Annotated in this window: 19 protein-coding genes and 1 riboswitch; of the genes, 8 read left to right on the top strand and 11 right to left on the bottom strand. The window is 53.9% G+C overall.

The features are described 5' to 3' along the window. Positions 1-250: 250 nt before the first annotated feature. Both rpoB and rpoC read left to right on the top strand, forming a co-directional pair. A complete protein-coding gene (gene rpoB / locus HVY19_RS19325) occupies positions 251-4,279 on the top strand; it encodes a DNA-directed RNA polymerase subunit beta (RefSeq protein WP_181682204.1) in 4,029 nt (1,342 codons plus the stop codon). 76 nt (positions 4,280-4,355) lie between these two features. Beyond that, a complete protein-coding gene (gene rpoC, locus HVY19_RS19320; RefSeq protein ID WP_181682203.1) occupies positions 4,356-8,579 on the top strand; it encodes a DNA-directed RNA polymerase subunit beta' in 4,224 nt (1,407 codons plus the stop codon). 185 nt (positions 8,580-8,764) lie between these two features. Here the strand turns inward: rpoC and HVY19_RS19315 are convergent, their stop codons facing one another. From HVY19_RS19315 to rsd, 10 genes are all read right to left on the bottom strand, one after another. Beyond that, positions 8,765-9,082 carry a PTS lactose/cellobiose transporter subunit IIA gene (locus tag HVY19_RS19315; protein WP_181682202.1) on the bottom strand — a complete coding sequence of 106 codons (318 nt, stop codon included), beginning with the start codon at positions 9,080-9,082 and terminating at the stop codon, positions 8,765-8,767. A gap of 1 nt (position 9,083) precedes the next feature. Continuing rightward, positions 9,084-9,392: a PTS sugar transporter subunit IIB gene (locus HVY19_RS19310; RefSeq protein ID WP_181682201.1), complete on the bottom strand. Its 309-nt coding sequence runs from the start codon at positions 9,390-9,392 to the stop codon at positions 9,084-9,086. Between the two features lie 184 nt (positions 9,393-9,576). Next, on the bottom strand, positions 9,577-11,115 hold the full coding sequence (locus HVY19_RS19305; protein ID WP_181682200.1) for a sensor domain-containing diguanylate cyclase: 1,539 nt from the start codon (positions 11,113-11,115) through the stop codon (positions 9,577-9,579). Positions 11,116-11,441: 326 nt separating this feature from the next. Continuing rightward, a complete protein-coding gene (gene thiH, locus HVY19_RS19300) occupies positions 11,442-12,575 on the bottom strand; it encodes a 2-iminoacetate synthase ThiH (RefSeq protein WP_181682199.1) in 1,134 nt (377 codons plus the stop codon). Beyond that, positions 12,572-13,342, bottom strand: a complete 771-nt coding sequence (gene thiG, locus HVY19_RS19295) for a thiazole synthase (RefSeq protein WP_181682198.1) — start codon at positions 13,340-13,342, stop codon at positions 12,572-12,574. Before thiG ends, thiH begins: the two co-directional genes overlap by 4 nt. A 1-nt stretch (position 13,343) precedes the next feature. Further along, positions 13,344-13,544 carry a sulfur carrier protein ThiS gene (gene thiS / locus HVY19_RS19290; RefSeq protein ID WP_181682197.1) on the bottom strand — a complete coding sequence of 67 codons (201 nt, stop codon included), beginning with the start codon at positions 13,542-13,544 and terminating at the stop codon, positions 13,344-13,346. Continuing rightward, positions 13,528-14,283: a thiazole biosynthesis adenylyltransferase ThiF gene (gene thiF / locus HVY19_RS19285; RefSeq protein WP_181682196.1), complete on the bottom strand. Its 756-nt coding sequence runs from the start codon at positions 14,281-14,283 to the stop codon at positions 13,528-13,530. Before thiF ends, thiS begins: the two co-directional genes overlap by 17 nt. Then, positions 14,276-14,911 (bottom strand): thiamine phosphate synthase, encoded by a 636-nt coding sequence (gene thiE, locus HVY19_RS19280; RefSeq protein ID WP_181682195.1) that lies wholly within the window; start codon positions 14,909-14,911, stop codon positions 14,276-14,278. The genes thiF and thiE overlap by 8 nt, the downstream gene beginning before the upstream one ends. Beyond that, the gene (gene thiC, locus HVY19_RS19275) at positions 14,911-16,809 is read right to left on the bottom strand and encodes a phosphomethylpyrimidine synthase ThiC (RefSeq protein ID WP_181682194.1); all 1,899 of its coding nucleotides are present in this window, start codon (positions 16,807-16,809) and stop codon (positions 14,911-14,913) included. The genes thiE and thiC overlap by 1 nt, the downstream gene beginning before the upstream one ends. 86 nt (positions 16,810-16,895) lie before the next feature. Continuing rightward, positions 16,896-17,048, bottom strand: a riboswitch (TPP riboswitch). Positions 17,049-17,100: 52 nt separating this feature from the next. Further along, complete coding sequence (gene rsd / locus HVY19_RS19270; RefSeq protein ID WP_181682193.1) at positions 17,101-17,589, bottom strand: sigma D regulator; 489 nt, start codon at positions 17,587-17,589, stop codon at positions 17,101-17,103. A 97-nt stretch (positions 17,590-17,686) separates the two neighbouring features. Here rsd and nudC point away from each other — a divergent pair, with 97 nt between their 5' ends. The 6 genes from nudC (at position 17,687) to HVY19_RS19240 (ending at position 22,046) form a co-directional block, all read left to right on the top strand. After that, the gene (nudC, locus tag HVY19_RS19265) at positions 17,687-18,460 is read left to right on the top strand and encodes an NAD(+) diphosphatase (protein ID WP_181682192.1); all 774 of its coding nucleotides are present in this window, start codon (positions 17,687-17,689) and stop codon (positions 18,458-18,460) included. Between the two features lie 41 nt (positions 18,461-18,501). Then, positions 18,502-19,566 carry a uroporphyrinogen decarboxylase gene (gene hemE, locus HVY19_RS19260; protein WP_181682191.1) on the top strand — a complete coding sequence of 355 codons (1,065 nt, stop codon included), beginning with the start codon at positions 18,502-18,504 and terminating at the stop codon, positions 19,564-19,566. A 9-nt stretch (positions 19,567-19,575) separates the two neighbouring features. After that, positions 19,576-20,247, top strand: coding sequence for a deoxyribonuclease V (nfi, locus tag HVY19_RS19255; protein ID WP_181682190.1), 672 nt, complete (start codon positions 19,576-19,578; stop codon positions 20,245-20,247). A 41-nt stretch (positions 20,248-20,288) separates the two neighbouring features. Beyond that, a complete protein-coding gene (locus HVY19_RS19250; RefSeq protein WP_181682189.1) occupies positions 20,289-20,879 on the top strand; it encodes a YjaG family protein in 591 nt (196 codons plus the stop codon). A 186-nt stretch (positions 20,880-21,065) separates the two neighbouring features. Then, the gene (hupA, locus tag HVY19_RS19245; RefSeq protein WP_001044509.1) at positions 21,066-21,338 is read left to right on the top strand and encodes a nucleoid-associated protein HU-alpha; all 273 of its coding nucleotides are present in this window, start codon (positions 21,066-21,068) and stop codon (positions 21,336-21,338) included. A 12-nt stretch (positions 21,339-21,350) separates the two neighbouring features. Continuing rightward, a complete protein-coding gene (locus HVY19_RS19240) occupies positions 21,351-22,046 on the top strand; it encodes a DUF1481 domain-containing protein (protein WP_181684334.1) in 696 nt (231 codons plus the stop codon). A gap of 116 nt (positions 22,047-22,162) precedes the next feature. Here the strand turns inward: HVY19_RS19240 and zraP are convergent, their stop codons facing one another. Beyond that, entirely contained in the window at positions 22,163-22,600 is a 438-nt protein-coding gene (zraP, locus tag HVY19_RS19235; protein ID WP_181682188.1) for a zinc resistance sensor/chaperone ZraP, read from the bottom strand. Positions 22,601-22,628: the final 28 nt, after the last annotated feature.

Genomic DNA, 22,628 nt, shown 5'->3' with positions numbered 1-22,628 from the left:
TGCGCTGTAAGGCGCCAGTAGCGTTTCACACTGTTTGACTACTGGCTGTCCTGACAATGCTTGTTTCTATCGACGACTTAATATACTGCGACAGAGCGCCTGCTCTGTGTAAATCGCAATGAAATGGTTTAAGCGTGATAGCAACAGGTATTGCGGAAAGTATTCGATTTTCCGGTCAACAAAATAGTGTTGCACAAACTGTCCGCTCAATGGACAGATGGGTCGACTTGTCAGCGAGCTGAGGAACCCTATGGTTTACTCCTATACCGAGAAAAAACGTATTCGTAAGGATTTTGGTAAACGTCCACAAGTTCTGGACATACCTTATCTCCTTTCTATCCAGCTTGACTCGTTTCAGAAGTTTATCGAGCAAGATCCTGAAGGGCAGTATGGTCTGGAAGCTGCATTCCGTTCCGTATTCCCGATTCAGAGCTACAGCGGTAATTCCGAGCTGCAATACGTCAGCTACCGCCTTGGCGAACCGGTGTTTGACGTTCAGGAATGTCAAATCCGTGGTGTGACCTATTCCGCACCGCTGCGCGTAAAACTGCGTCTGGTGATCTACGAGCGCGAAGCGCCGGAAGGCACCGTAAAAGACATTAAAGAACAAGAAGTCTACATGGGCGAAATTCCGCTCATGACGGACAACGGTACCTTTGTTATCAACGGTACTGAGCGTGTTATCGTTTCTCAGCTGCATCGTAGCCCTGGCGTCTTCTTTGACTCCGATAAGGGTAAAACCCACTCTTCGGGTAAAGTGCTGTATAACGCGCGCATCATTCCTTACCGTGGTTCCTGGCTGGATTTCGAATTCGATCCGAAAGACAACCTGTTCGTACGTATTGACCGTCGCCGTAAACTGCCTGCGACCATTATTCTGCGTGCGCTGAACTACACCACTGAGCAGATCCTGGATCTGTTCTTTGAAAAAGTGATCTTCGAGATCCGCGACAACAAGCTGCAAATGGAACTGGTGCCGGAACGCCTGCGTGGTGAAACCGCCTCCTTTGACATCGAAGCTAACGGCAAAATCTATGTCGAAAAAGGCCGTCGTATTACTGCGCGCCACATTCGCCAACTGGAAAAAGACGATATCAAACATATCGAAGTTCCGGTTGAATATATTGCTGGAAAAGTATCCTCGAAAGATTACGTTGACGAATCCACTGGCGAGCTGATCTGCGCAGCGAACATGGAGCTGAGCCTGGATCTGCTGGCTAAGCTGAGCCAGTCTGGCCACAAGCGTATCGAAACGCTGTTCACTAACGATCTGGATCACGGTCCGTACATCTCTGAAACCGTACGTGTCGACCCAACTAACGATCGTCTGAGCGCGCTGGTAGAAATCTATCGCATGATGCGCCCTGGTGAGCCGCCGACTCGTGAAGCTGCTGAAAGCCTGTTTGAGAACCTGTTCTTCTCCGAAGACCGCTATGACTTGTCTGCGGTAGGTCGTATGAAGTTCAACCGTTCTCTGCTGCGCGACGAAATCGAAGGTTCCGGTATCCTGAGCAAAGACGACATCATTGAAGTGATGAAGAAGCTCATCGATATCCGTAACGGTAAAGGCGAAGTGGACGATATCGACCACCTCGGCAACCGTCGTATCCGTTCCGTAGGCGAAATGGCGGAAAACCAATTCCGCGTTGGCCTTGTACGTGTTGAGCGTGCGGTGAAAGAGCGTCTGTCTTTGGGCGATCTGGATACCCTGATGCCTCAGGATATGATCAACGCCAAGCCGATTTCTGCAGCAGTGAAAGAGTTCTTCGGTTCCAGCCAGCTGTCTCAGTTTATGGACCAGAACAACCCGCTGTCTGAGATTACGCACAAGCGTCGTATCTCTGCTCTCGGCCCAGGCGGTCTGACCCGTGAACGTGCAGGCTTTGAAGTTCGAGACGTACACCCGACTCACTACGGTCGCGTATGTCCAATCGAAACGCCTGAAGGTCCGAACATCGGTCTGATCAACTCCCTGTCCGTGTATGCACAGACTAACGAATACGGTTTCCTTGAGACCCCGTACCGTAAAGTGACCGACGGTGTTGTAACTGACGAAATTCACTACCTGTCTGCTATCGAAGAAGGCAACTACGTTATCGCTCAGGCGAACTCCAACCTGGATGACGAAGGCCACTTTGTAGAAGATCTGGTTACCTGCCGTAGCAAAGGCGAATCCAGCTTGTTCAGCCGTGACCAGGTTGACTACATGGACGTATCCACCCAGCAGGTGGTATCCGTCGGTGCGTCCCTGATCCCGTTCCTTGAACACGATGACGCCAACCGTGCATTGATGGGTGCGAACATGCAACGTCAGGCCGTTCCAACTCTGCGTGCTGATAAGCCGCTGGTTGGTACCGGTATGGAACGTGCTGTTGCCGTTGACTCCGGTGTTACAGCAGTTGCTAAGCGTGGCGGTACCGTTCAGTACGTCGATGCTTCCCGTATCGTTATCAAAGTTAACGAAGACGAGATGTATCCGGGCGAAGCGGGTATCGACATCTACAACCTGACGAAATACACCCGTTCTAACCAGAACACCTGTATCAACCAGATGCCTTGCGTATCTCTGGGTGAGCCGGTTGAACGCGGCGACGTGCTGGCAGACGGTCCGTCCACCGACCTCGGTGAACTGGCGCTCGGTCAGAACATGCGCGTAGCGTTCATGCCGTGGAATGGTTACAACTTCGAAGACTCCATCCTCGTTTCCGAGCGTGTTGTCCAGGAAGACCGTTTCACCACCATCCACATTCAGGAACTGGCGTGTGTGTCTCGTGACACCAAGCTGGGGCCAGAAGAGATCACTGCTGATATCCCGAACGTGGGTGAAGCTGCGCTCTCCAAACTGGATGAATCCGGTATCGTTTACATTGGTGCGGAAGTGACCGGTGGTGACATTCTGGTTGGTAAGGTTACGCCGAAAGGTGAAACCCAGCTGACACCAGAAGAGAAACTGCTGCGTGCAATCTTCGGTGAGAAAGCGTCTGACGTTAAAGACTCTTCTCTGCGCGTACCAAACGGTGTTTCTGGTACGGTTATCGACGTTCAGGTCTTTACTCGCGATGGCGTAGAAAAAGACAAACGTGCGCTGGAAATCGAAGAGATGCAGCTGAAGCAGGCTAAGAAAGACCTGTCTGAAGAACTGCAGATCCTCGAAGCTGGCCTGTTTGGTCGTATCTACGCGGTGCTGGTTTCCGGTGGTGTTGAAGCTGAGAAGCTCGACAAACTGCCGCGTGACCGCTGGCTGGAACTGGGCCTGACCGACGAAGAGAAACAAAATCAGCTGGAACAACTGGCTGAGCAGTATGACGAACTGAAACACGAGTTCGAGAAGAAACTCGAAGCGAAACGCCGCAAAATCACTCAGGGCGACGATCTGGCACCGGGCGTGCTGAAGATTGTTAAGGTATACCTGGCGGTTAAACGCCGTATCCAGCCTGGTGACAAGATGGCAGGTCGTCACGGTAACAAGGGTGTTATTTCTAAGATCAACCCGATCGAAGATATGCCTTACGATGAAAACGGCACGCCGGTAGACATCGTACTGAACCCACTGGGCGTACCGTCTCGTATGAACATCGGTCAGATTCTGGAAACCCACCTGGGTATGGCTGCAAAAGGTATTGGCGATAAGATCAACGCCATGCTGAAACAGCAGCAGGAAGTCGCGAAACTGCGCGAGTTCATCCAGCGTGCCTACGATCTGGGCTCAGACGTTCGTCAGAAAGTTGACCTGAATACCTTCAGCGATGAAGAAGTTCTGCGTCTGGCTGAAAACCTGCGCAAAGGTATGCCGATCGCAACGCCGGTCTTCGACGGTGCGAAAGAGTCTGAAATCAAGGAACTGTTACAGCTGGGTGGCCTGCCGACTTCCGGTCAGATCACACTGTTTGACGGTCGTACCGGTGAGCAATTCGAGCGCCAGGTTACCGTCGGCTACATGTACATGCTGAAACTGAACCACCTGGTTGATGACAAGATGCACGCGCGTTCTACCGGTTCTTACAGCCTGGTTACTCAGCAGCCGCTGGGTGGTAAGGCGCAGTTCGGTGGTCAGCGCTTCGGGGAGATGGAAGTGTGGGCGCTTGAAGCATATGGCGCAGCATACACCCTGCAGGAAATGCTCACCGTTAAGTCTGATGACGTGAACGGCCGTACTAAGATGTATAAAAACATCGTAGACGGCAACCATCAGATGGAGCCGGGCATGCCGGAATCCTTCAACGTACTGTTGAAAGAGATTCGTTCGCTGGGTATCAACATCGAACTGGAAGACGAGTAATTCTCGCTCAAACAGGTCACTGGTGTCGGGTTAACCCCCGACACCGGATTGTGCTAACTCCGACGGGAGCAAATCCGTGAAAGATTTATTAAAGTTTCTGAAAGCGCAGACTAAAACCGAAGAGTTTGATGCGATCAAAATTGCTCTGGCTTCGCCAGACATGATCCGTTCATGGTCTTTCGGTGAAGTTAAAAAGCCGGAAACCATCAACTACCGTACGTTCAAGCCTGAGCGTGACGGCCTTTTCTGCGCCCGTATCTTTGGGCCGGTAAAAGACTACGAGTGCCTGTGCGGTAAGTACAAGCGCCTGAAACACCGTGGTGTGATCTGCGAGAAGTGCGGCGTTGAAGTGACCCAGACTAAAGTACGCCGTGAGCGTATGGGCCACATCGAGCTGGCGTCTCCGACTGCGCATATTTGGTTCCTGAAATCACTGCCGTCCCGTATCGGCCTGCTGCTCGATATGCCGCTGCGCGATATCGAACGCGTGCTGTACTTCGAATCCTATGTGGTTATCGAAGGCGGTATGACTAACCTGGAACGCCAGCAGATCCTGACTGAAGAACAGTATCTGGATGCGCTGGAAGAGTTCGGTGACGAATTCGATGCGAAGATGGGTGCGGAAGCTATCCAGGCCCTGCTGAAGAGCATGGATCTGGAGCAAGAGTGTGAAACTCTGCGCGAAGAGCTGAACGAAACCAACTCCGAAACCAAGCGTAAGAAGCTGACCAAGCGTATCAAACTGCTGGAAGCGTTCGTTCAGTCTGGTAACAAACCAGAGTGGATGATCCTGACCGTTCTGCCGGTTCTGCCGCCAGATCTGCGTCCGCTGGTTCCGCTGGATGGTGGTCGTTTCGCAACGTCGGATCTGAACGATCTGTACCGTCGCGTTATCAACCGTAACAACCGTCTGAAGCGTCTGCTGGATCTGGCTGCGCCGGACATCATCGTACGCAACGAAAAACGTATGCTGCAGGAAGCGGTTGACGCCCTGCTGGATAACGGTCGTCGCGGTCGTGCGATCACCGGTTCTAACAAACGTCCTCTGAAATCTTTGGCCGACATGATCAAAGGTAAGCAGGGTCGTTTCCGTCAGAACCTGCTCGGTAAGCGTGTTGACTACTCCGGTCGTTCTGTAATCACCGTAGGTCCATACCTGCGTCTGCATCAGTGCGGTCTGCCGAAGAAAATGGCACTGGAGCTGTTCAAACCGTTCATCTACGGCAAGCTGGAACTGCGTGGCCTGGCCACCACCATCAAAGCCGCTAAGAAGATGGTTGAGCGTGAAGAAGCTGTCGTTTGGGATATCCTGGACGAAGTGATCCGCGAACACCCGGTACTGCTGAACCGTGCACCAACACTGCACCGTCTGGGTATCCAGGCATTTGAACCGGTACTGATCGAAGGTAAAGCTATCCAGCTGCACCCGCTGGTTTGTGCGGCCTATAACGCCGACTTCGATGGTGACCAGATGGCTGTTCACGTACCGCTGACGCTGGAAGCCCAGCTCGAAGCGCGTGCGCTGATGATGTCTACCAACAACATCCTGTCTCCAGCGAACGGTGAGCCAATCATCGTTCCTTCTCAGGACGTTGTATTGGGTCTGTACTACATGACCCGTGACTGTGTTAACGCCAAAGGCGAAGGCATGGTGCTGACTGGCCCTAAAGAAGCTGAGCGTATCTATCGCGCTGGCCTGGCCTCTCTGCATGCGCGCGTTAAAGTGCGTATCACCGAGTATGAAAAAGATGAAAACGGCGAATTCGTTGCGAAAACCAGCCTGAAAGACACGACCGTTGGCCGTGCCATTCTGTGGATGATCGTACCGAAAGGTCTGCCTTTCTCCATCGTCAACCAGGCGCTGGGCAAGAAAGCGATCTCCAAAATGCTGAACACCTGTTACCGCATTTTGGGTCTGAAGCCGACTGTTATCTTCGCTGACCAGACAATGTACACCGGCTTTGCTTATGCAGCGCGTTCAGGTGCATCTGTTGGTATCGATGACATGGTCATCCCAGAGAAGAAACACGAGATCATCTCTGAAGCGGAAGCCGAAGTTGCTGAGATCCAGGAGCAGTTCCAGTCTGGTCTGGTAACCGCAGGCGAACGCTATAACAAAGTTATCGATATCTGGGCAGCGGCGAACGATCGTGTATCCAAAGCGATGATGGATAACCTGCAAACTGAAACCGTTATTAACCGTGACGGCGAAGAAGAGCAGCAGGTTTCCTTCAACAGCATCTACATGATGGCCGACTCCGGTGCGCGTGGTTCTGCGGCACAGATTCGTCAGCTGGCAGGTATGCGTGGTCTGATGGCGAAGCCAGATGGCTCCATCATCGAAACGCCGATCACCGCGAACTTCCGTGAAGGTCTGAACGTACTCCAGTACTTCATCTCCACGCACGGTGCGCGTAAAGGTCTGGCGGATACCGCACTGAAAACAGCGAACTCCGGTTATCTGACGCGTCGTCTGGTTGACGTTGCGCAGGACCTGGTTGTTACCGAAGACGATTGTGGTACCCTCGAAGGCATCACGATGACTCCGGTTATCGAGGGTGGTGATGTTAAAGAGCCGCTGCGCGATCGCGTACTGGGTCGTGTAACCGCAGAAGACATTCTGAAGCCGGGTACCGCAGACATTCTGGTTCCGCGCAACACGCTGCTGCACGAACAGTGGTGTGACCTGCTGGAAGCGAACTCTGTTGACTCCGTGAAGGTACGTTCCGTCGTATCCTGTGACACCGACTTTGGTGTATGTGCGCACTGCTACGGTCGTGACCTGGCGCGTGGCCACATCATCAACAAAGGTGAAGCTATCGGGGTTATCGCGGCACAGTCCATCGGTGAACCGGGTACACAGCTGACGATGCGTACGTTCCACATCGGTGGTGCGGCATCTCGTGCGGCTGCTGAATCCAGCATTCAGGTGAAAAACAAAGGTAGCATCCGTCTGAGCAACGCGAAGTCGGTTGTGAACTCCAGCGGTAAACTGGTTATCACCTCTCGTAACACCGAGCTGAAGCTGATCGACGAATTCGGTCGTACCAAAGAGAGCTATAAAGTGCCTTACGGCTCTGTTATGGCGAAAGGTGACGGTGAGCAGGTTGCTGGCGGCGAAACCGTAGCAAACTGGGATCCGCACACCATGCCGGTTATCACCGAGGTGAGTGGTTTCGTCCGCTTCACTGACATGATCGACGGCCAGACCATTACTCGTCAGACCGACGAGCTGACCGGTCTGTCTTCTCTGGTGGTTCTGGATTCTGCTGAACGTACTACCGGTGGTAAAGATCTGCGTCCTGCACTGAAAATCGTTGATGCTCAGGGTAACGACGTTCTGATCCCGGGTACCGATATGCCTGCGCAGTACTTCCTGCCGGGTAAAGCGATTGTTCAGCTGGAAGATGGCGTACAGATCAGTTCTGGTGACACCCTGGCGCGTGTACCGCAGGAATCCGGCGGTACCAAGGACATCACCGGTGGTCTGCCGCGCGTTGCGGACCTGTTCGAAGCACGTCGTCCGAAAGAGCCGGCAATCCTGGCTGAAATCAGCGGTATCATCTCCTTCGGTAAAGAGACCAAAGGGAAGCGCCGCCTGGTTATCACCCCGGTAGACGGTAGCGAACCGTACGAAGAGATGATTCCGAAATGGCGTCAGCTCAACGTGTTCGAAGGTGAACGTGTAGAACGTGGTGACGTGGTTTCCGACGGTCCGGAAGCGCCGCACGACATTCTGCGTCTGCGTGGTGTGCATGCTGTGACTCGTTACATTGTTAACGAAGTACAGGACGTATACCGTCTGCAGGGCGTTAAGATTAACGATAAACACATTGAAGTTATCGTTCGTCAGATGCTGCGTAAAGCCACCATCGAAAGCGCAGGTAGCTCCGACTTCCTGGAAGGCGAGCAGGTTGAATACTCCCGCGTCAAGATCGCGAACCGCGAACTGGAAGCGAACGGCAAAGTGGGTGCAACATTCTCCCGCGATCTGCTGGGTATCACCAAAGCGTCTCTGGCAACCGAATCGTTCATCTCTGCCGCATCGTTCCAGGAGACCACGCGTGTCCTGACCGAAGCAGCCGTTGCGGGTAAACGCGACGAACTGCGCGGCCTGAAAGAGAACGTTATCGTGGGCCGTCTGATCCCGGCGGGTACCGGTTATGCGTACCACCAGGATCGTATGCGTCGCCGTGCAGCGGGTGAACTCCCGGCAGCACCGCAGGTGACTGCAGAAGATGCGTCCGCGAGCCTGGCAGAACTGCTGAACGCAGGTCTGGGCGGTTCCGATAACGAGTAATCGTTGATGCAGCTAATAAAAAACCCGCTTCGGCGGGTTTTTTTATGCCTGGCGGATTGTAAGCTGGATACGGTGAAAGGCCTTCATGCCTGATGGCGCTACGCTTATCAGGCCTATGAGATTGTTTGTAGGCCGGATAAGGCGAAGCCGCCATCCGGCGCTATTCATACCTGTTAGCTCTTTACCTACGCGGCGGGGGGTAACCGACGGTAAATCTCAATCATATCGCCGGCCAGATCCTGAATAACCATCGCGTTCATGAGATGGTCCTGCGAATGAACGGTGATCAGATTCACCGGAAGCTTGCCCGTGCCTTCATCGATGCCAATAAGCTGTGTCTGGATTTTATGCGCTTGCTTCACGTATTCATGCGACTCAGACATTGCTTGTTCCGCACCGGCAAAATCTCCTTTGCGTGCCAGTTGCAGCGCGGTTAATGCCTGGCTACGTGCTGCTCCGGCATTAACCAGCAGCTCCATAATAATGGTTTCGAGTTCTTCCATGTCATTGCTCCATCAGTTTCAGGGCTTTTTCCAACACGGCGTCCCCTTTCATCATGCCGTAATCCATCATGTCGATAACCGCGACTTTCTTGCCGAGCGGATCGGCCAGCGCCTGTAATTTCGCCTGCTCATATTTGACCTGAGGTCCCAGCAGGACTATATCCGCCGTGGCGATATTTTCTTTGAATTCAGCGACAGGGACGGCCCTTATGGAAACCTCAACGCCTTTTTTCTGCGCGGCGTCTTTCATTCGTTGAACCAGCATGCTGGTGGACATTCCTGCGGCACAGCATAAAACGATGTTCTTCATAGTTCGCTCTCACGGTTTCGTTGATACTTCATCTTTAGTCCGTGCTTGAGATGAGAACAACCGTCTTACCGAGAATGTGTGTAAAACATCACAAAGAAACAGCACAAATAATGAAACCGGTTACGGTTATTCTCAATCTGTAAAAAAGCCCGTCGCAACGGGCTTATCAGGGGGGCATGGGCGATCAGCGTTCGGCCACAATAATGCGGTTTTTTCCTTCCTGTTTTGCTTTATACAATGCTTCGTCCACACGCATGATGAGCTCTTCCTGCGTTTGCAGATGCCATTCCCCCAGCCCTACGCTAAAGGTAACGTGCAGGTTCTCTTCGCGCCAGGTGCGCTCCGCAATCTGAATACGCCACTGTTCCAACAGCGAGAATGCATTGTTGAGTTGTTCGCCGGAGAACAGCACGGCAAACTCTTCTCCCCCGTAGCGGTAAACTGAAACTGAGGCTGGCTGCATGATCTGAATCCCTTCACGGGCAACGTTACGCAGCACGATGTCACCGGTCAGATGGCCCCAGGTATCATTGATGGATTTGAAGTTGTCGATGTCGACTAAAGCCAGTGTAAAGGGTTGATGATTGTTCATCAGCGCGGCGATATCATTATCAAAAGCCCGGCGGTTTTTGCAGCCGGTCAGCGCGTCGATGGTTGCCTGGCGTGCGTAATCCATCTGGCGCTCTTTATTCGATTCAATGGCTTTACTCAGCATTGCTTCAAGACGCGGGGCTCGTTTGACATCGCCGGTTTTGATCGCGTTAATGATATTCATCAGCACGGTACGAGAAGCATGGCGTAAATACAGGCCAAACAGCACAATCATGATGGCTGCCAGCGCAAACCCCCAGGCGACGATATTCGTTTCATGACGCGTCAGGTCTAACAGCGTCGAATTGGAAACACGATAAATAACAAACCAGTCCGGGTTAGTAAAAGAGTAATAGTAATACCAGGTTTGACTGCCCGACTCGTAGAGATACCCCTCACCGCTGGTCATCTGACTCATGACCTTCTTGCTGACATACGTCTTAAAAATCGCGCCCGTATCCGGATGTATAACTACTTTGCCTTCACGGTCGACGACAAAAAACTCGTATTGTACGGGAGCAACCATCTGGCGCAGCGTGTAACCCATTGAGGTCAAATCGAGCTGGAACGCCAGGCTGCCTTTTAGAATACCTTCTGGCGAGATCACCGGCTTATAGACGGTTACCGTCGGATTTTGTGAGAAATACTCCAGATAGACCGGGGAGTAGCGGCTAAAGGTACTGGCTTCGGCTTGTTCCAGAAACCACGGGCGCGTTTTGATATCAAACTTTTGGCTGTGTGTATTGTTAAGAACCTGCGGTGCCCGCAGGTAATGTCCTTCGGTATCCAGCAGAAAGATAGATGAGACGGTGGGCATCAGGGTTTGTAACTGCATCAGTACCTTTATGCCCGCTTCAGGATTAACATTCACCATTTCATTGAGTTGGTCATTGCGGGAAAAGAATGTGGTTGCGCGGGTAAGAACATACTCGTTTTCACGTAACAGGGACTCGGTATAATTTACCGCCAGGTTATGCGTAAAGTTTCTGTTAATGCCATGATAATCCTCTAAAAAATCGTTTCGCTGAGTAAAGGTGATAAAAAACGCAATCAGAACGAAACTTAACAGGATCCCCGAGAAGCTCATCAGAATAGGAGATGTAAAAGAAAGGTTTCTGGAATGACGAGCCATTATTGTTCATTGTTCCTGAAGAGAGAGGTCCTGAAGCAAAGTGAGTATTCGGTACAGCAGGACAAGATGCCTACAATTATAATCTTTCTGATATAGTCCATTATGAGTTATCTTAAAAACAAATTACTGTCGTTTCGTTATTAATGATGACAGCTAACTATCACTTTTTTCACAGGAAGGCAGGGCGAAACGAGGGAGAAGCCTTTCGCCCTGGACAGCACTGCTGCTGACGGCCATACGATAAAAAAAGCGAGAGGCGGACCACAACCTCCCGTTTGCTCTCTTTCGTAGCGGCTCGGAAAAGAGTTATGCACTTGCATCCTGCTTCATAAGCGTTGCGAGGCGCGCCCCAAAAACGCATCCCAGTCTTTCCATACCGGCTGCAATCCCTGAGCGGAAAGGGCGGCTGCGACAGCTTCGGGACGGCGGTCATCATGCGGCGCAAACTGTTCCAGTTCCGGGTGATTGTCCGCGTATCCTCCTGGTTGCGTTTTCGAAAATGCGCTGACGTTAGTAATCGCCAGCGGGATCACGCGATCGCGAAACCACGGGGATTCCCGCGTGGAGAGCGACAGTTCAATGTCAGGTGCCAGCAGGCGAAATGCACAAATGGTTTGCACCAACTGGCGTTCGTCCATGATTGAGGCAGGTTCAATGCCTCCCGCGCACGGGCGTAGACGCGGAAAGGAAATGGAGTAACGACTCTGCCAGTACTGTTGCTGAAGCCACAGCAGATGTTCAGCGACCATATAGCAATCCACTCGCCAACTGTCGGACAGGCCAATTAGCGCACCCAGGCCGATCTTGTCGATTCCAGCGCGCCCAAGTCTGTCCGGCGTTTCCAGGCGCCAGAAGAAATCCTGCTTTTTCCCTTTCAGATGATGCTTTGCATACATCGCCGGGTGGTACGTTTCCTGATAAACCATCACGCCGTCCAGCCCCAGCGTTTTCAGTTCAGCATACTCGGCTTCGGATAATGGCTGAACTTCCATCTGCAATGAGGCAAATTGTTGGCGAATTGCGGGGAAATGAAGGCGAAAATAGTCCATTCCTACTTTTGCCTGATGCTCACCGGTGACCAGCAGAAGATGCTCAAAGCCCATTTCACGAATGGCCGCACATTCGCGCGCAATCTCATATTCATCGAGCGTTTTGCGCTTGATGCGGTTGCTCATGGAAAAACCACAGTAGGTACAGTCATTGGCGCAAAGATTAGAGAGATACAACGGGACGTACATATTCACAGTATTGCCGAACCGCTGTCGAGTAAGCTTCTGGGCACGCTGCGCCAGTGGCTCAAGAAATGCGCTTGCCGCAGGTGACAGCAACGCCATCATATCGTCGCGGCTGAGACGGGCGGCGTTCAGCGCTCGCTCAACGTCGGCGGCCGTTTTGCTGTGAATACGCAGGCGGATGTCGTCCCAGTTCAGCTGTTGCCAGTAGTCGGTGAACGTTTTCATGCCTGCGCCTCCAGAAAGCCGGTCAGCGGGCTGGTGGCGTTTGCCTGACTGCTGCGACTGCCCGGAACGGCCTGACGCGCCAGCAAGCCCGCTTCCACTGCCAGTCGGAACGCTTTTGCCATCGTTACCGGATCGTCCGCCACGGCAATTGCCGTGTTAACCAGCACTGCATCAGCCCCCATTTCCAGTGCCTGTGCCGCATGGCTGGGTACGCCAATCCCGGCGTCGACCACCACCGGAACGGTCGCTTGCTGAATAATGATGTCCAGCATCGCGCGGGTTTCCAGGCCCTGATTAGAACCAATAGGCGCGCCGAGTGGCATCACCGCCGCGCAGCCCGCTTCTTCGAGACGTTTACACAGTACCGGATCCGCGCCGCAGTAGGGCAGTACAACAAATCCCTGTTTGACCAGCGCTTCGGCGGCCTTCAGCGTTTCAATAGGATCAGGTAACAGCCAACGGGCATCGGGATGGATTTCGAGCTTCAGCCAGTTTGTTCCCAGCGCTTCACGCGCCAGTTGGGCGGCGAAGATAGCCTCTTCGGCGGTCTTCGCGCCGGAAGTATTGGGCAGAAGCGTGACGCCCGCGTCGATGAGCGGTGCCAGAATGGCATCGCCTGGCTTATGTAAATCCACACGCTTCATCGCCAGCGTCACCAGTTGGCTCCCCGAAGCGCGGATCGCATCAATCATCAGCGCAGAGGAGGCGAATTTTCCCGTTCCCGTGAAAAGATGCGAATCAAAAGTCTTATCGGCGATACATAACATCTCAACCTCCTGCAATTACCTGAAAAAGCAGGATGTGGTCATCTTCCTGCACGATGTGTTGCCGCCACTGTTCGCGCGGCAGGATCTGTTGATTCAGCGCCAGCGCAGCGCCCGGTTTGAGCTGATTTAACTGAACCAGCAGGTCGTGTACCGATAGTTCATCTGCACATTGCATCGGTTCATCATTAAACTGAATGCGCATCTCGGCCTCCGCATACCGGACAGCCGCTGGCACGCTGCAAAGCCAGCGAACGCCACTGGCTGGTTTTACCATCAAACAGGCGCAATTCACCGCCAGGCGTTGCCATGCCGCTCAGCAATTTAATTGCCTCCAGCGCCTGTAGCGTTCCCATCACCCCAACAACCGGGCCGACGATGCCAGCAGTGCGGCAATTGCGCTCTGGCTCCTCGTCGTCCGGCCACAGGCAGCGGTAGCAGCCTTGTTCCCAGGGCGGCGTGAGTACCATAAGTTGGCCGCCAAAACCGACAGCGCTGGCGGTAATCAGCGGGGTATCGTTTGCCACACATGCCGCGTTGATCTCCTGGCGTGTGGCCATATTATCGGTGCAGTCGAGTACCACATCGGCTTGCGCGATGGCATGGTTGAGGGCATCGCCCGTTAAACGCTGTTGTAGAGCCACCAGCGTGATATCTGGGTTAAGCTGCGCCAGTCGCTGCTGCGTTACCTGCGACTTGGCTTGGGCAATATCCTCAGTGGTGAACAGGATCTGCCGCTGCAGGTTGCTGATATGCACCTCGTCGTCATCGGCCAGGACCAGCGTACCGACGCCCGCTCCCGCCAGATACAGCGCGGCGGGGGAACCTAAACCGCCTAAGCCAATAATCAGTACACGGCTTGCAAGCAGTGCTTGTTGGCCTTCAACGGCGATTTCGGCCAGCAGGATCTGGCGGCTGTAGCGCATAAAGTCACGATCATTCATCGCCCGCTCCTGCTATCGCCAGTAACTGCGCCGTGGCGGCTTGCCAGTCTGCCGCCTGGGTGATGGCGCTCACTACGGCAATGCTCCCCACGCCGGTAGAAAGCACGTCCGGCGCGCGTGCCAGGCTAATGCCGCCAATGGCGACGGTGGGGTAGTCCGCAAGTCTTTCGATGTGGCGAGCTAACTGCGCCAGCCCCTGCGGCGCAGAAGGCATCTGCTTAGTTTGGGTAGGAAACACATGCCCGAGTGCGATATAGGACGGTCGGGCAGCAAGCGCGACGTCAATCTCCATATCATCGTGCGTCGAGACGCCCAGTCGCAGCCCTGCCGCCTGAATCGCATTAAGATCGGTGGTTTCCAGATCCTCCTGACCCAGATGCACACCGTAGGCCTTGTGCTTAATTGCCAGTCGCCAGTAATCATTAATAAAGAGCCGGGCGTCATAGCGACGTCCCAGTTGAATGGCCGCGACCACATCAGCCTCAACCTCTTCATCGCGTTTATCCTTGATGCGAAGTTGAATCGTGCGCACGCCAGCCTCCAGTAAGCGTGCGATCCATTCCACGCTATCAACAACCGGATACAGCCCTAAACGGAAGGGCACGGTGGGAAAATCAGGCTGATACATTACGCCTCCTCTTTTTTGAGGTAGATTTCGCCGCCTCTGGCGCGAAAATTCTCCGACATATCCGCCATCCCCACTTCGATGGTCTGTGCGGCGGCATAGTTGCGGACTTCCTGACTGATTTTCATTGAGCAGAATTTAGGCCCGCACATCGAACAGAAGTGCGCGACTTTACCGGACTCCTGCGGCAGGGTTTCATCGTGATACGCGCGGGCGGTAAACGGGTCGAGTGCCAGATTAAACTGGTCTTCCCAGCGAAATTCGAATCGCGCTTTAGACATGGCGTTGTCGCGGATCTGCGCGCCAGGATGGCCTTTCGCGAGGTCGGCGGCGTGGGCGGCGATTTTGTAGGTAATCAGCCCCTGCTTCACATCTTCTTTGTTTGGCAGGCCGAGGTGCTCTTTTGGCGTCACGTAGCAAAGCATCGCGCAGCCGAACCAGCCAATCATTGCCGCGCCAATGCCGGAGGTGAAATGGTCATAGCCCGGCGCGATGTCGGTCGTCAGTGGCCCCAGGGTGTAGAACGGCGCTTCGTGGCAGTGCTCCAGCTCCTCGGTCATGTTGCGGCGGATCATTTGCATCGGCACGTGACCCGGGCCTTCAATCATCACCTGCACATCGTATTCCCACGCGATTTTAGTCAGTTCACCCAGCGTATGCAGTTCGGAGAACTGCGCCTCGTCGTTGGCATCCTGAATCGAGCCGGGGCGCAGGCCATCGCCAAGAGAAAGTGACACGTCATAGGCGGCGCAGATTTCGCAAATCTCACGGAAGTGCTGGTAGAGGAAATTCTCTTTGTGATGGGAAAGGCACCACTTCGCCATGATCGAACCGCCGCGCGAGACGATACCGGTCAGGCGCTTCGCGGTCATCGGCACGTAACGCAGCAGCACGCCGGCGTGGATGGTGAAGTAATCGACCCCTTGTTCCGCCTGTTCCAGCAGCGTGTCGCGAAAGGCTTCCCAGGTGAGATCTTCGGCGATCCCGTTAACCTTCTCCAGCGCCTGGTAGATCGGCACGGTACCGATAGGCACCGGACTGTTACGTAAGATCCACTCACGGGTTTCGTGGATATATCGTCCGGTGGAAAGGTCCATCACCGTATCCGCGCCCCAGCGAGTCGACCAGACCAGTTTTTCCACCTCTTCTTCGATGGAGGAGGTGACCGCCGAGTTGCCGATGTTAGCGTTGACCTTCACCAGGAAGTTGCGGCCAATGATCATCGGCTCGGATTCCGGGTGGTTGATATTGGCGGGAATAATGGCGCGACCGGCAGCGACTTCGTCACGAACGAATTCCGGCGTAATATTTTCCGGCAGGCGTGCGCCGAAACCTTCCCCCGGATGCTGGTGGCGTAACACTTCGCTGCGGATACGCTCGCGCCCCATGTTTTCGCGAATCGCAATAAATTCCATTTCCGGGGTCACGATCCCCTGGCGGGCATAGTGAAGCTGGGTAACGCGGCGTCCTGATTTGGCGCGTTTTGGTGTCAGCAGGCCAGTGAAACGCAGTTCGTCCAGACCGTCATCGGCCAGACGTTCCTTCGTGTACGCTGAACTGCGGTCGTTCAGTTCTTCGCTGTCGTTACGGGCGTCAATCCACGGCTGGCGCAATTTTGCCAGGCCCTGTTGCACGTCAATCGTCACGTCAGGATCGCCATACGGGCCGGAGGTGTCGTAAACCGGAACCGCTTCGTTCTCTTCGAACTGCGGGTTCTCTTTGCTGCCGCCGATAAGCGTTGGACTCAACTGGATTTCCCGCATCGGTACGCGGAGATCGGGTCTGGAGCCGGGAATATAAATGCGTTTTGAGTTGGGGAAAGCAGTGCCTTCCAGGGTATCGATAAAGTGTTGGGCCTGTGCGCGCTGTTCGCGGCGGGACAATGGTGTAGTGGCAGACATAGCTCATTCCATAAAATTAAGGACGTGGCTTGCCAGACGACGGATGGAGTAATGGATGTGCGCCGCCCGTGAAGGCTGGTGCATAAAGCAGAATTACTCTTGTTCCCTTCGCAGGTATTAACCTGATCAGGTTCCGCGGATCCCGAATTAACGGTCTCAGCCCTTTCCACTTATTCCTTCGTGCTGCCCTGAGGCATTACGTCGGCTTAGGTGAAAAACAGGCACTCCGACAAGATAACTTCCCCTCCTGAGAGGGGGACATTTGTAAACTACGCGTTAACTGCGCAGAACTCAAGCAGGCCGTTTGATTTTGGCGTTCTCATGCATGGCCTCAAATACCAGCATAATCAGCTTGTCTTCCAGCACGAACCGGGCTTCCAGCGCTTCGCCGATATCCGACAGTGCCTGTTGAAATTCAAGGCAATTATCATGATCGATTGCGGTTTCCAGGCTGGAATCGTAGTAGTCCATGATGTGTTGCGTATTGGCTTCCAGCAGCGGCCAGATCTTTGTCGCTGCTAAAAGCTGACCGTTCCCTTCCAATTTATGCAGAATACGTTCATAAATACTGAAGTGTCCGGTGGAGAGGTAATCGACCAGGCTCTGGCAAAAATCATCCAGCGCTTTTTCATTCAATCGCATGTACGATTCTTTACCAGGTCTAATGCCAACCAGATTGTTGTAAGCCACGAGCAGGTGCTTACGTACATGCAGCCAGCGATCAACCAGTTTATTACTTCCACCGACGCGTTCTGTCAGGTTTTCCAGCTGGTTTAACATGTTCGACTCCAGAAGTTTAGATTTTAAAACTGCTCACTCAAAAATTGTAAAAATTATGTTAGCAACATGCCAGTGAAGCTAAGGTAGTGCAAGAGCTATGGATCGTATAATTGAAAATTTAGATCACGGCTGGTGGATCGTCAGTCATGAACAAAAATTATGGTTGCCCGGTGGAGAATTACCACATGGCGATGCGGGAAATTTCGATCTTGCGGGGCTGAAAGCACTGCATATCGGTGAGTGGGAGGGGGAACCTGTCTGGTTAGTTCATCAGCATCGTCGTCATGATATGGGCTCCGTCCGTCAGGTTATTGATCAGGATGTCGGCTTGTTTCAACTGGCGGGGCGGGGCGTACAGCTGGCGGAGTTTTATCGTTCGCATAAGTTCTGTGGCTATTGCGGGCATACCATGCACCCCAGCAAAACCGAGTGGGCGATGCTCTGCAATCACTGCCGGGAACGCTACTACCCACAAATTGCGCCATGCATTATTGTCGCTATTCGGCGTGACGACTCGATTTTACTCGCTCAGCATACCCGTCATCGCAATGGCGTACATACTGTACTCGCCGGGTTTGTTGAGGTCGGTGAAACCTTAGAACAGGCGGTTGCGCGTGAAGTGATGGAAGAGAGCGCGATAAAAGTTAAGAATCTGCGCTACATCACCTCACAGCCCTGGCCTTTTCCCATGTCATTAATGACCGCGTTTATGGCGGATTACGACAGCGGCGAGATCGTCATCGATCCGAAAGAGCTGTTGGAGGCCAACTGGTATCGCTACGACAATTTACCGCTGTTGCCACCGCCGGGCACCGTCGCACGGCGCTTGATCGAAGATACGGTGGCAATATGTCGGGCTGAATATGAATGACATGGTAAACTGACGGCCTGACGCAATAAGGAACTGCAAAAATGACCGAACTGAAGAACGATCGTTATCTGCGTGCGCTGCTGCGCCAGCCCGTTGATGTCACCCCGGTATGGATGATGCGCCAGGCGGGCCGTTATTTACCGGAATATAAAGCCACCCGCGCACAGGCGGGCGATTTTATGTCACTGTGCAAAAACGCCGAGCTGGCCTGTGAAGTGACGCTACAGCCGCTGCGCCGATATCCGCTTGATGCGGCGATCCTCTTCTCGGACATCCTGACCATTCCGGATGCAATGGGACTTGGGCTTTACTTCGAAGCCGGAGAAGGCCCACGTTTTACCGCGCCGGTCGCCAGCAAAGCTGACGTGGAAAAATTACCGATCCCCGACCCGGAAGATGAGCTGGGTTACGTGATGAACGCGGTGCGCACGATTCGTCGTGAACTGAAGGGCGAAGTGCCGCTGATCGGCTTCTCCGGCAGTCCGTGGACGCTGGCAACCTACATGGTGGAAGGCGGCAGCAGCAAAGCGTTTACCGTGATTAAAAAGATGATGTATGCCGATCCGCATACGCTGCATGCGCTGCTCGACAAACTGGCGAAGAGCGTCACGCTGTATCTGAACGCGCAAATCAAAGCGGGTGCCCAGTCGGTGATGATTTTTGACACCTGGGGCGGTGTGCTGACCGGACGCGATTATCAGCAGTTCTCCTTGTATTACATGCACAAAATTGTTGATGGCCTGCTGCGTGAAAACGATGGTCGGCGCGTGCCGGTAACGCTGTTCACCAAGGGCGGCGGACAATGGCTTGAAGCCATGGCGGAAACCGGCTGCGACGCGCTGGGACTGGACTGGACGACAGATATCGCCGATGCACGCCGTCGCGTAGGTGACAAGGTGGCGTTGCAGGGCAACATGGATCCGTCGATGCTTTATGCCTCTCCTGCCCGTATCGAGGAAGAAGTGGCGTCTATACTTTCTGGTTACGGCCAGGGCGAAGGCCACGTTTTCAACCTCGGTCACGGCATCCACCAGGACGTGCCGCCAGAACATGCTGGCGCATTTGTGGAGGCGGTGCACCGGCTATCCGCGCAATATCACCGCTAAGGGGAAACTATGGATCTCGCGTCACTACACGCTCAACAACTTGAACTAGCCTCATCGGTGATCCGTTCGGATCGGCTTGATAAAGATCCACCGGATCTGATCGGCGGGGCAGACGTCGGGTTTGAGCAGGGCGGTGAAGTGACGCGAGCGGCAATGGTACTTCTGAAGTATCCCTCGCTTGAGCTGGTGGAATACAAAGTGGCGCGCATCGCCACCACCATGCCCTATATTCCAGGCTTTCTCTCCTTCCGTGAATATCCCGCGCTGCTGGCAGCGTGGGAACAACTTTCGCAAAAACCCGACTTACTCTTCGTGGATGGTCATGGCATTTCCCATCCGCGCCGTCTTGGCGTTGCCAGCCATTTTGGGCTGCTGGTGGATGTTCCTACCATTGGCGTGGCGAAAAAGCGCCTGTGCGGCAAATTTGAGCCGCTCAGCGCCGAGCCCGGCGCGCTGGCACCGCTGATGGATAAAGGCGAGCAGCTGGCCTGGGTCTGGCGCAGTAAGGCGCGCTGCAATCCGTTGTTTGTGGCGACGGGGCATCGCGTTGGGTTAGACAGCGCGCTGGTATGGGTACAACGCTGCATGAAAGGCTATCGTCTGCCGGAACCAACCCGCTGGGCGGATGCTGTCGCTTCCGGGCGTCCGGCGTTTACGCGATGGCAGGAAATTCAGCCCTGATTGATGTACACTGCCGCCAATTTCCGATTCGAGAATTCATCATGTTACAAAACCCGATTCATCTGCGTCTTGAGCGCCTGGAAAGCTGGCAGCACGTCACTTTCATGGCCTGCCTGTGTGAGCGCATGTACCCGAACTATGCCATGTTCTGCCAGCAGACAGAATTTGGCGATGGACAGATCTACCGCCGTATTCTGGATCTCATCTGGGAAACGCTCACCGTCAAAGATGCGAAAGTCAATTTCGACAGCCAACTGGAGAAATTCGAAGAGGCGATCCCGGCGGCGGATGATTACGATCTGTACGGTGTTTATCCGGCTATTGACGCCTGCGTGGCGCTAAGTGAACTGTTGCACTCGCGGTTGAGTGGTGAAACGCTGGAACATGCTATTGAAGTCAGTAAGACATCCATTACGACTGTTGCGATGCTGGAAATGACCCAGGCGGGTCGGGAAATGACGGATGACGAACTCAAAGAAAACCCTGCTGTTGAACAAGAATGGGACATTCAGTGGGAAATATTCCGACTTTTGGCTGACTGCGAAGAACGCGATATTGAGCTGATAAAAGGGCTCCGCGCAGACTTGCGTGAGGCGGGCGAGAGTAATATCGGTATAAATTTTCAGCAATAAGACACGAAAACGTGATTTAACGTCCGATTTGTCGCACCTGGAGGCTTCCCATCGGCCCCCCGTCTGGTCTACATTTGGAGGGCGAAAAAAAGTGGCTATCGGTGCGTGTATGCAGGAGAGTGCTTTTTGGGCATTTCCGTCGCACTCGATGCTTAGCAAGCGATAAACACATTGTAAGGATAACTTATGAACAAGACTCAACTGATTGATGTAATTGCAGACAAAGCAGAACTGTCTAAAACCCAGGCTAAAGCTGCTCTGGAATCCACTCTGGCTGCTATTACTGAGTCTCTGAAAGAAGGCGATGCTGTACAACTGGTTGGTTTCGGTACCTTCAAAGTGAACCACCGTGCTGAGCGCACTGGCCGCAACCCGCAGACCGGTAAAGAAATCAAAATCGCCGCAGCTAACGTGCCGGCGTTTGTTTCTGGTAAAGCACTGAAAGACGCAGTTAAGTAAGACCGCGTGGCTGTGAACAGTTTTAACGAAGGGGCGGTTTCGCCCCTTTTGTCCGTCTGGCATCGGGTGTCGATGCTGGCGGGTGCGCTGTTGCTGACGGCCTGTAGCTATAACTCTTCATTACCCCCGTTTACCGCCAGCGGGTTTGTGGACGACCAGGGCGCAGTACGTATCTGGCGTAAAGACGCCGCAGACGGTGTCCATATGCTTTCAGTGTTTAGCCCGTGGCGTAATGGCAGTACCACCACCAGCGAATACCGCTGGCAGGGGGATACGCTTTCTCTTATCGAACTCAATATTTATGGCAAGCCGGCGGAACATATCCGTGTGCGTTTTGACGATCGTGGTGAACTGAGTTTCATGCAGCGAGAAGTTGACGGCCATAAACAGCAGCTTTCAACCGATCAAATTGCTTTGTACCGCTATCGTGCAGAGCAAATCCGCCAGACCAGCGACGCGCTGCGTCAGGGGCGTGTCGTCCTGCGACAGGGGCGCTGGCATGCCGCCGAACGCACGGTGACGACTTGTGAAGGCGAAACCGTTAAACCAGATCTCGAGACGTGGGCGATGAACCACATTGAGCGCCGCCAGAGCCGTTCATCTGCTGATGTCAGCGTGGCATGGCTGGAGGCGCCAGAAGGGGCGCAACTGCTGCTGGTGGCTAACGCTGATTTCTGCCACTGGCAACCCACCGAGAAAAATTTCTAGCCTTGTAGGCCGGATAAGGCGTAAGCCGCCATCCGGCAACATCCCATGCCTGATGGCGCTCCGCTTATCAGGCCTACAGGACGAGCAGCCCAAGCCACTATCCGGCAATCAGCGATTTACCAGCGCCCCATTCCCATATGACCGCCGCCACGGCCACCGCAACCGCTATAACCCATTCCGGCGCCGTGCGGGACTCCAGCCTCAACCATCGCGACATCACGCTTCACGCGCAGTTCATCCAGCGACTGGCGTAACGTTTCCATCTCTTTCGCCACCGCATTGATTTTGGCTTTATCCGGCGAACTGGCGGTTAATAGCACATTGTACTCATAGCGCTTAGACATAAGCTGCTGGCGCAGCGTATTCGCCTGGTTGTAAAACTCATTATGGATTTTCTGCGCGGCAGCCTGTTGTTCTGCGTTCAGGACGCCGCTGTTTTGCTGCCACATACCGTCACCGTTCCCCCAGTGATGCCGAGCCAATGCCGGGCTTGCGCCGAGAACCATTAGTGAAAGGGCGATTAGCGCCAGACCTGTTTTCGTGTTCCGTTTCATTATCTGTCCTCCTGTGGGTTGTCTTACC

Origin of the sequence: Citrobacter sp. RHB25-C09 (assembly GCF_013836145.1) — a bacterium.
GTDB lineage: Bacteria > Pseudomonadota > Gammaproteobacteria > Enterobacterales > Enterobacteriaceae > Citrobacter_A.
Note: the sequence above shows the minus strand (reverse complement) of the source record. Positions and strands in the feature narration are given on the sequence as shown.

Excerpts from the sequence above, each read along its gene's own strand:
- rpoB (WP_181682204.1), top strand. The coding sequence starts at position 251 with ATGGTTTACTCCTATACCGAGAAAAAACGTATTCGTAAGGATTTTGGT.
- HVY19_RS19315 (WP_181682202.1), bottom strand. The coding sequence starts at position 9,082 with ATGGAAGAACTCGAAACCATTATTATGGAGCTGCTGGTTAATGCCGGA.
- HVY19_RS19310 (WP_181682201.1), bottom strand. The coding sequence starts at position 9,392 with ATGAAGAACATCGTTTTATGCTGTGCCGCAGGAATGTCCACCAGCATG.
- HVY19_RS19305 (WP_181682200.1), bottom strand. The coding sequence starts at position 11,115 with ATGGCTCGTCATTCCAGAAACCTTTCTTTTACATCTCCTATTCTGATG.
- thiH (WP_181682199.1), bottom strand. The coding sequence starts at position 12,575 with ATGAAAACGTTCACCGACTACTGGCAACAGCTGAACTGGGACGACATC.
- thiG (WP_181682198.1), bottom strand. The coding sequence starts at position 13,342 with ATGTTATGTATCGCCGATAAGACTTTTGATTCGCATCTTTTCACGGGA.
- thiS (WP_181682197.1), bottom strand. The coding sequence starts at position 13,544 with ATGCGCATTCAGTTTAATGATGAACCGATGCAATGTGCAGATGAACTA.
- thiF (WP_181682196.1), bottom strand. The coding sequence starts at position 14,283 with ATGAATGATCGTGACTTTATGCGCTACAGCCGCCAGATCCTGCTGGCC.
- thiE (WP_181682195.1), bottom strand. The coding sequence starts at position 14,911 with ATGTATCAGCCTGATTTTCCCACCGTGCCCTTCCGTTTAGGGCTGTAT.
- thiC (WP_181682194.1), bottom strand. The coding sequence starts at position 16,809 with ATGTCTGCCACTACACCATTGTCCCGCCGCGAACAGCGCGCACAGGCC.
- rsd (WP_181682193.1), bottom strand. The coding sequence starts at position 17,589 with ATGTTAAACCAGCTGGAAAACCTGACAGAACGCGTCGGTGGAAGTAAT.
- nudC (WP_181682192.1), top strand. The coding sequence starts at position 17,687 with ATGGATCGTATAATTGAAAATTTAGATCACGGCTGGTGGATCGTCAGT.
- hemE (WP_181682191.1), top strand. The coding sequence starts at position 18,502 with ATGACCGAACTGAAGAACGATCGTTATCTGCGTGCGCTGCTGCGCCAG.
- nfi (WP_181682190.1), top strand. The coding sequence starts at position 19,576 with ATGGATCTCGCGTCACTACACGCTCAACAACTTGAACTAGCCTCATCG.
- HVY19_RS19250 (WP_181682189.1), top strand. The coding sequence starts at position 20,289 with ATGTTACAAAACCCGATTCATCTGCGTCTTGAGCGCCTGGAAAGCTGG.
- hupA (WP_001044509.1), top strand. The coding sequence starts at position 21,066 with ATGAACAAGACTCAACTGATTGATGTAATTGCAGACAAAGCAGAACTG.
- zraP (WP_181682188.1), bottom strand. The coding sequence starts at position 22,600 with ATGAAACGGAACACGAAAACAGGTCTGGCGCTAATCGCCCTTTCACTA.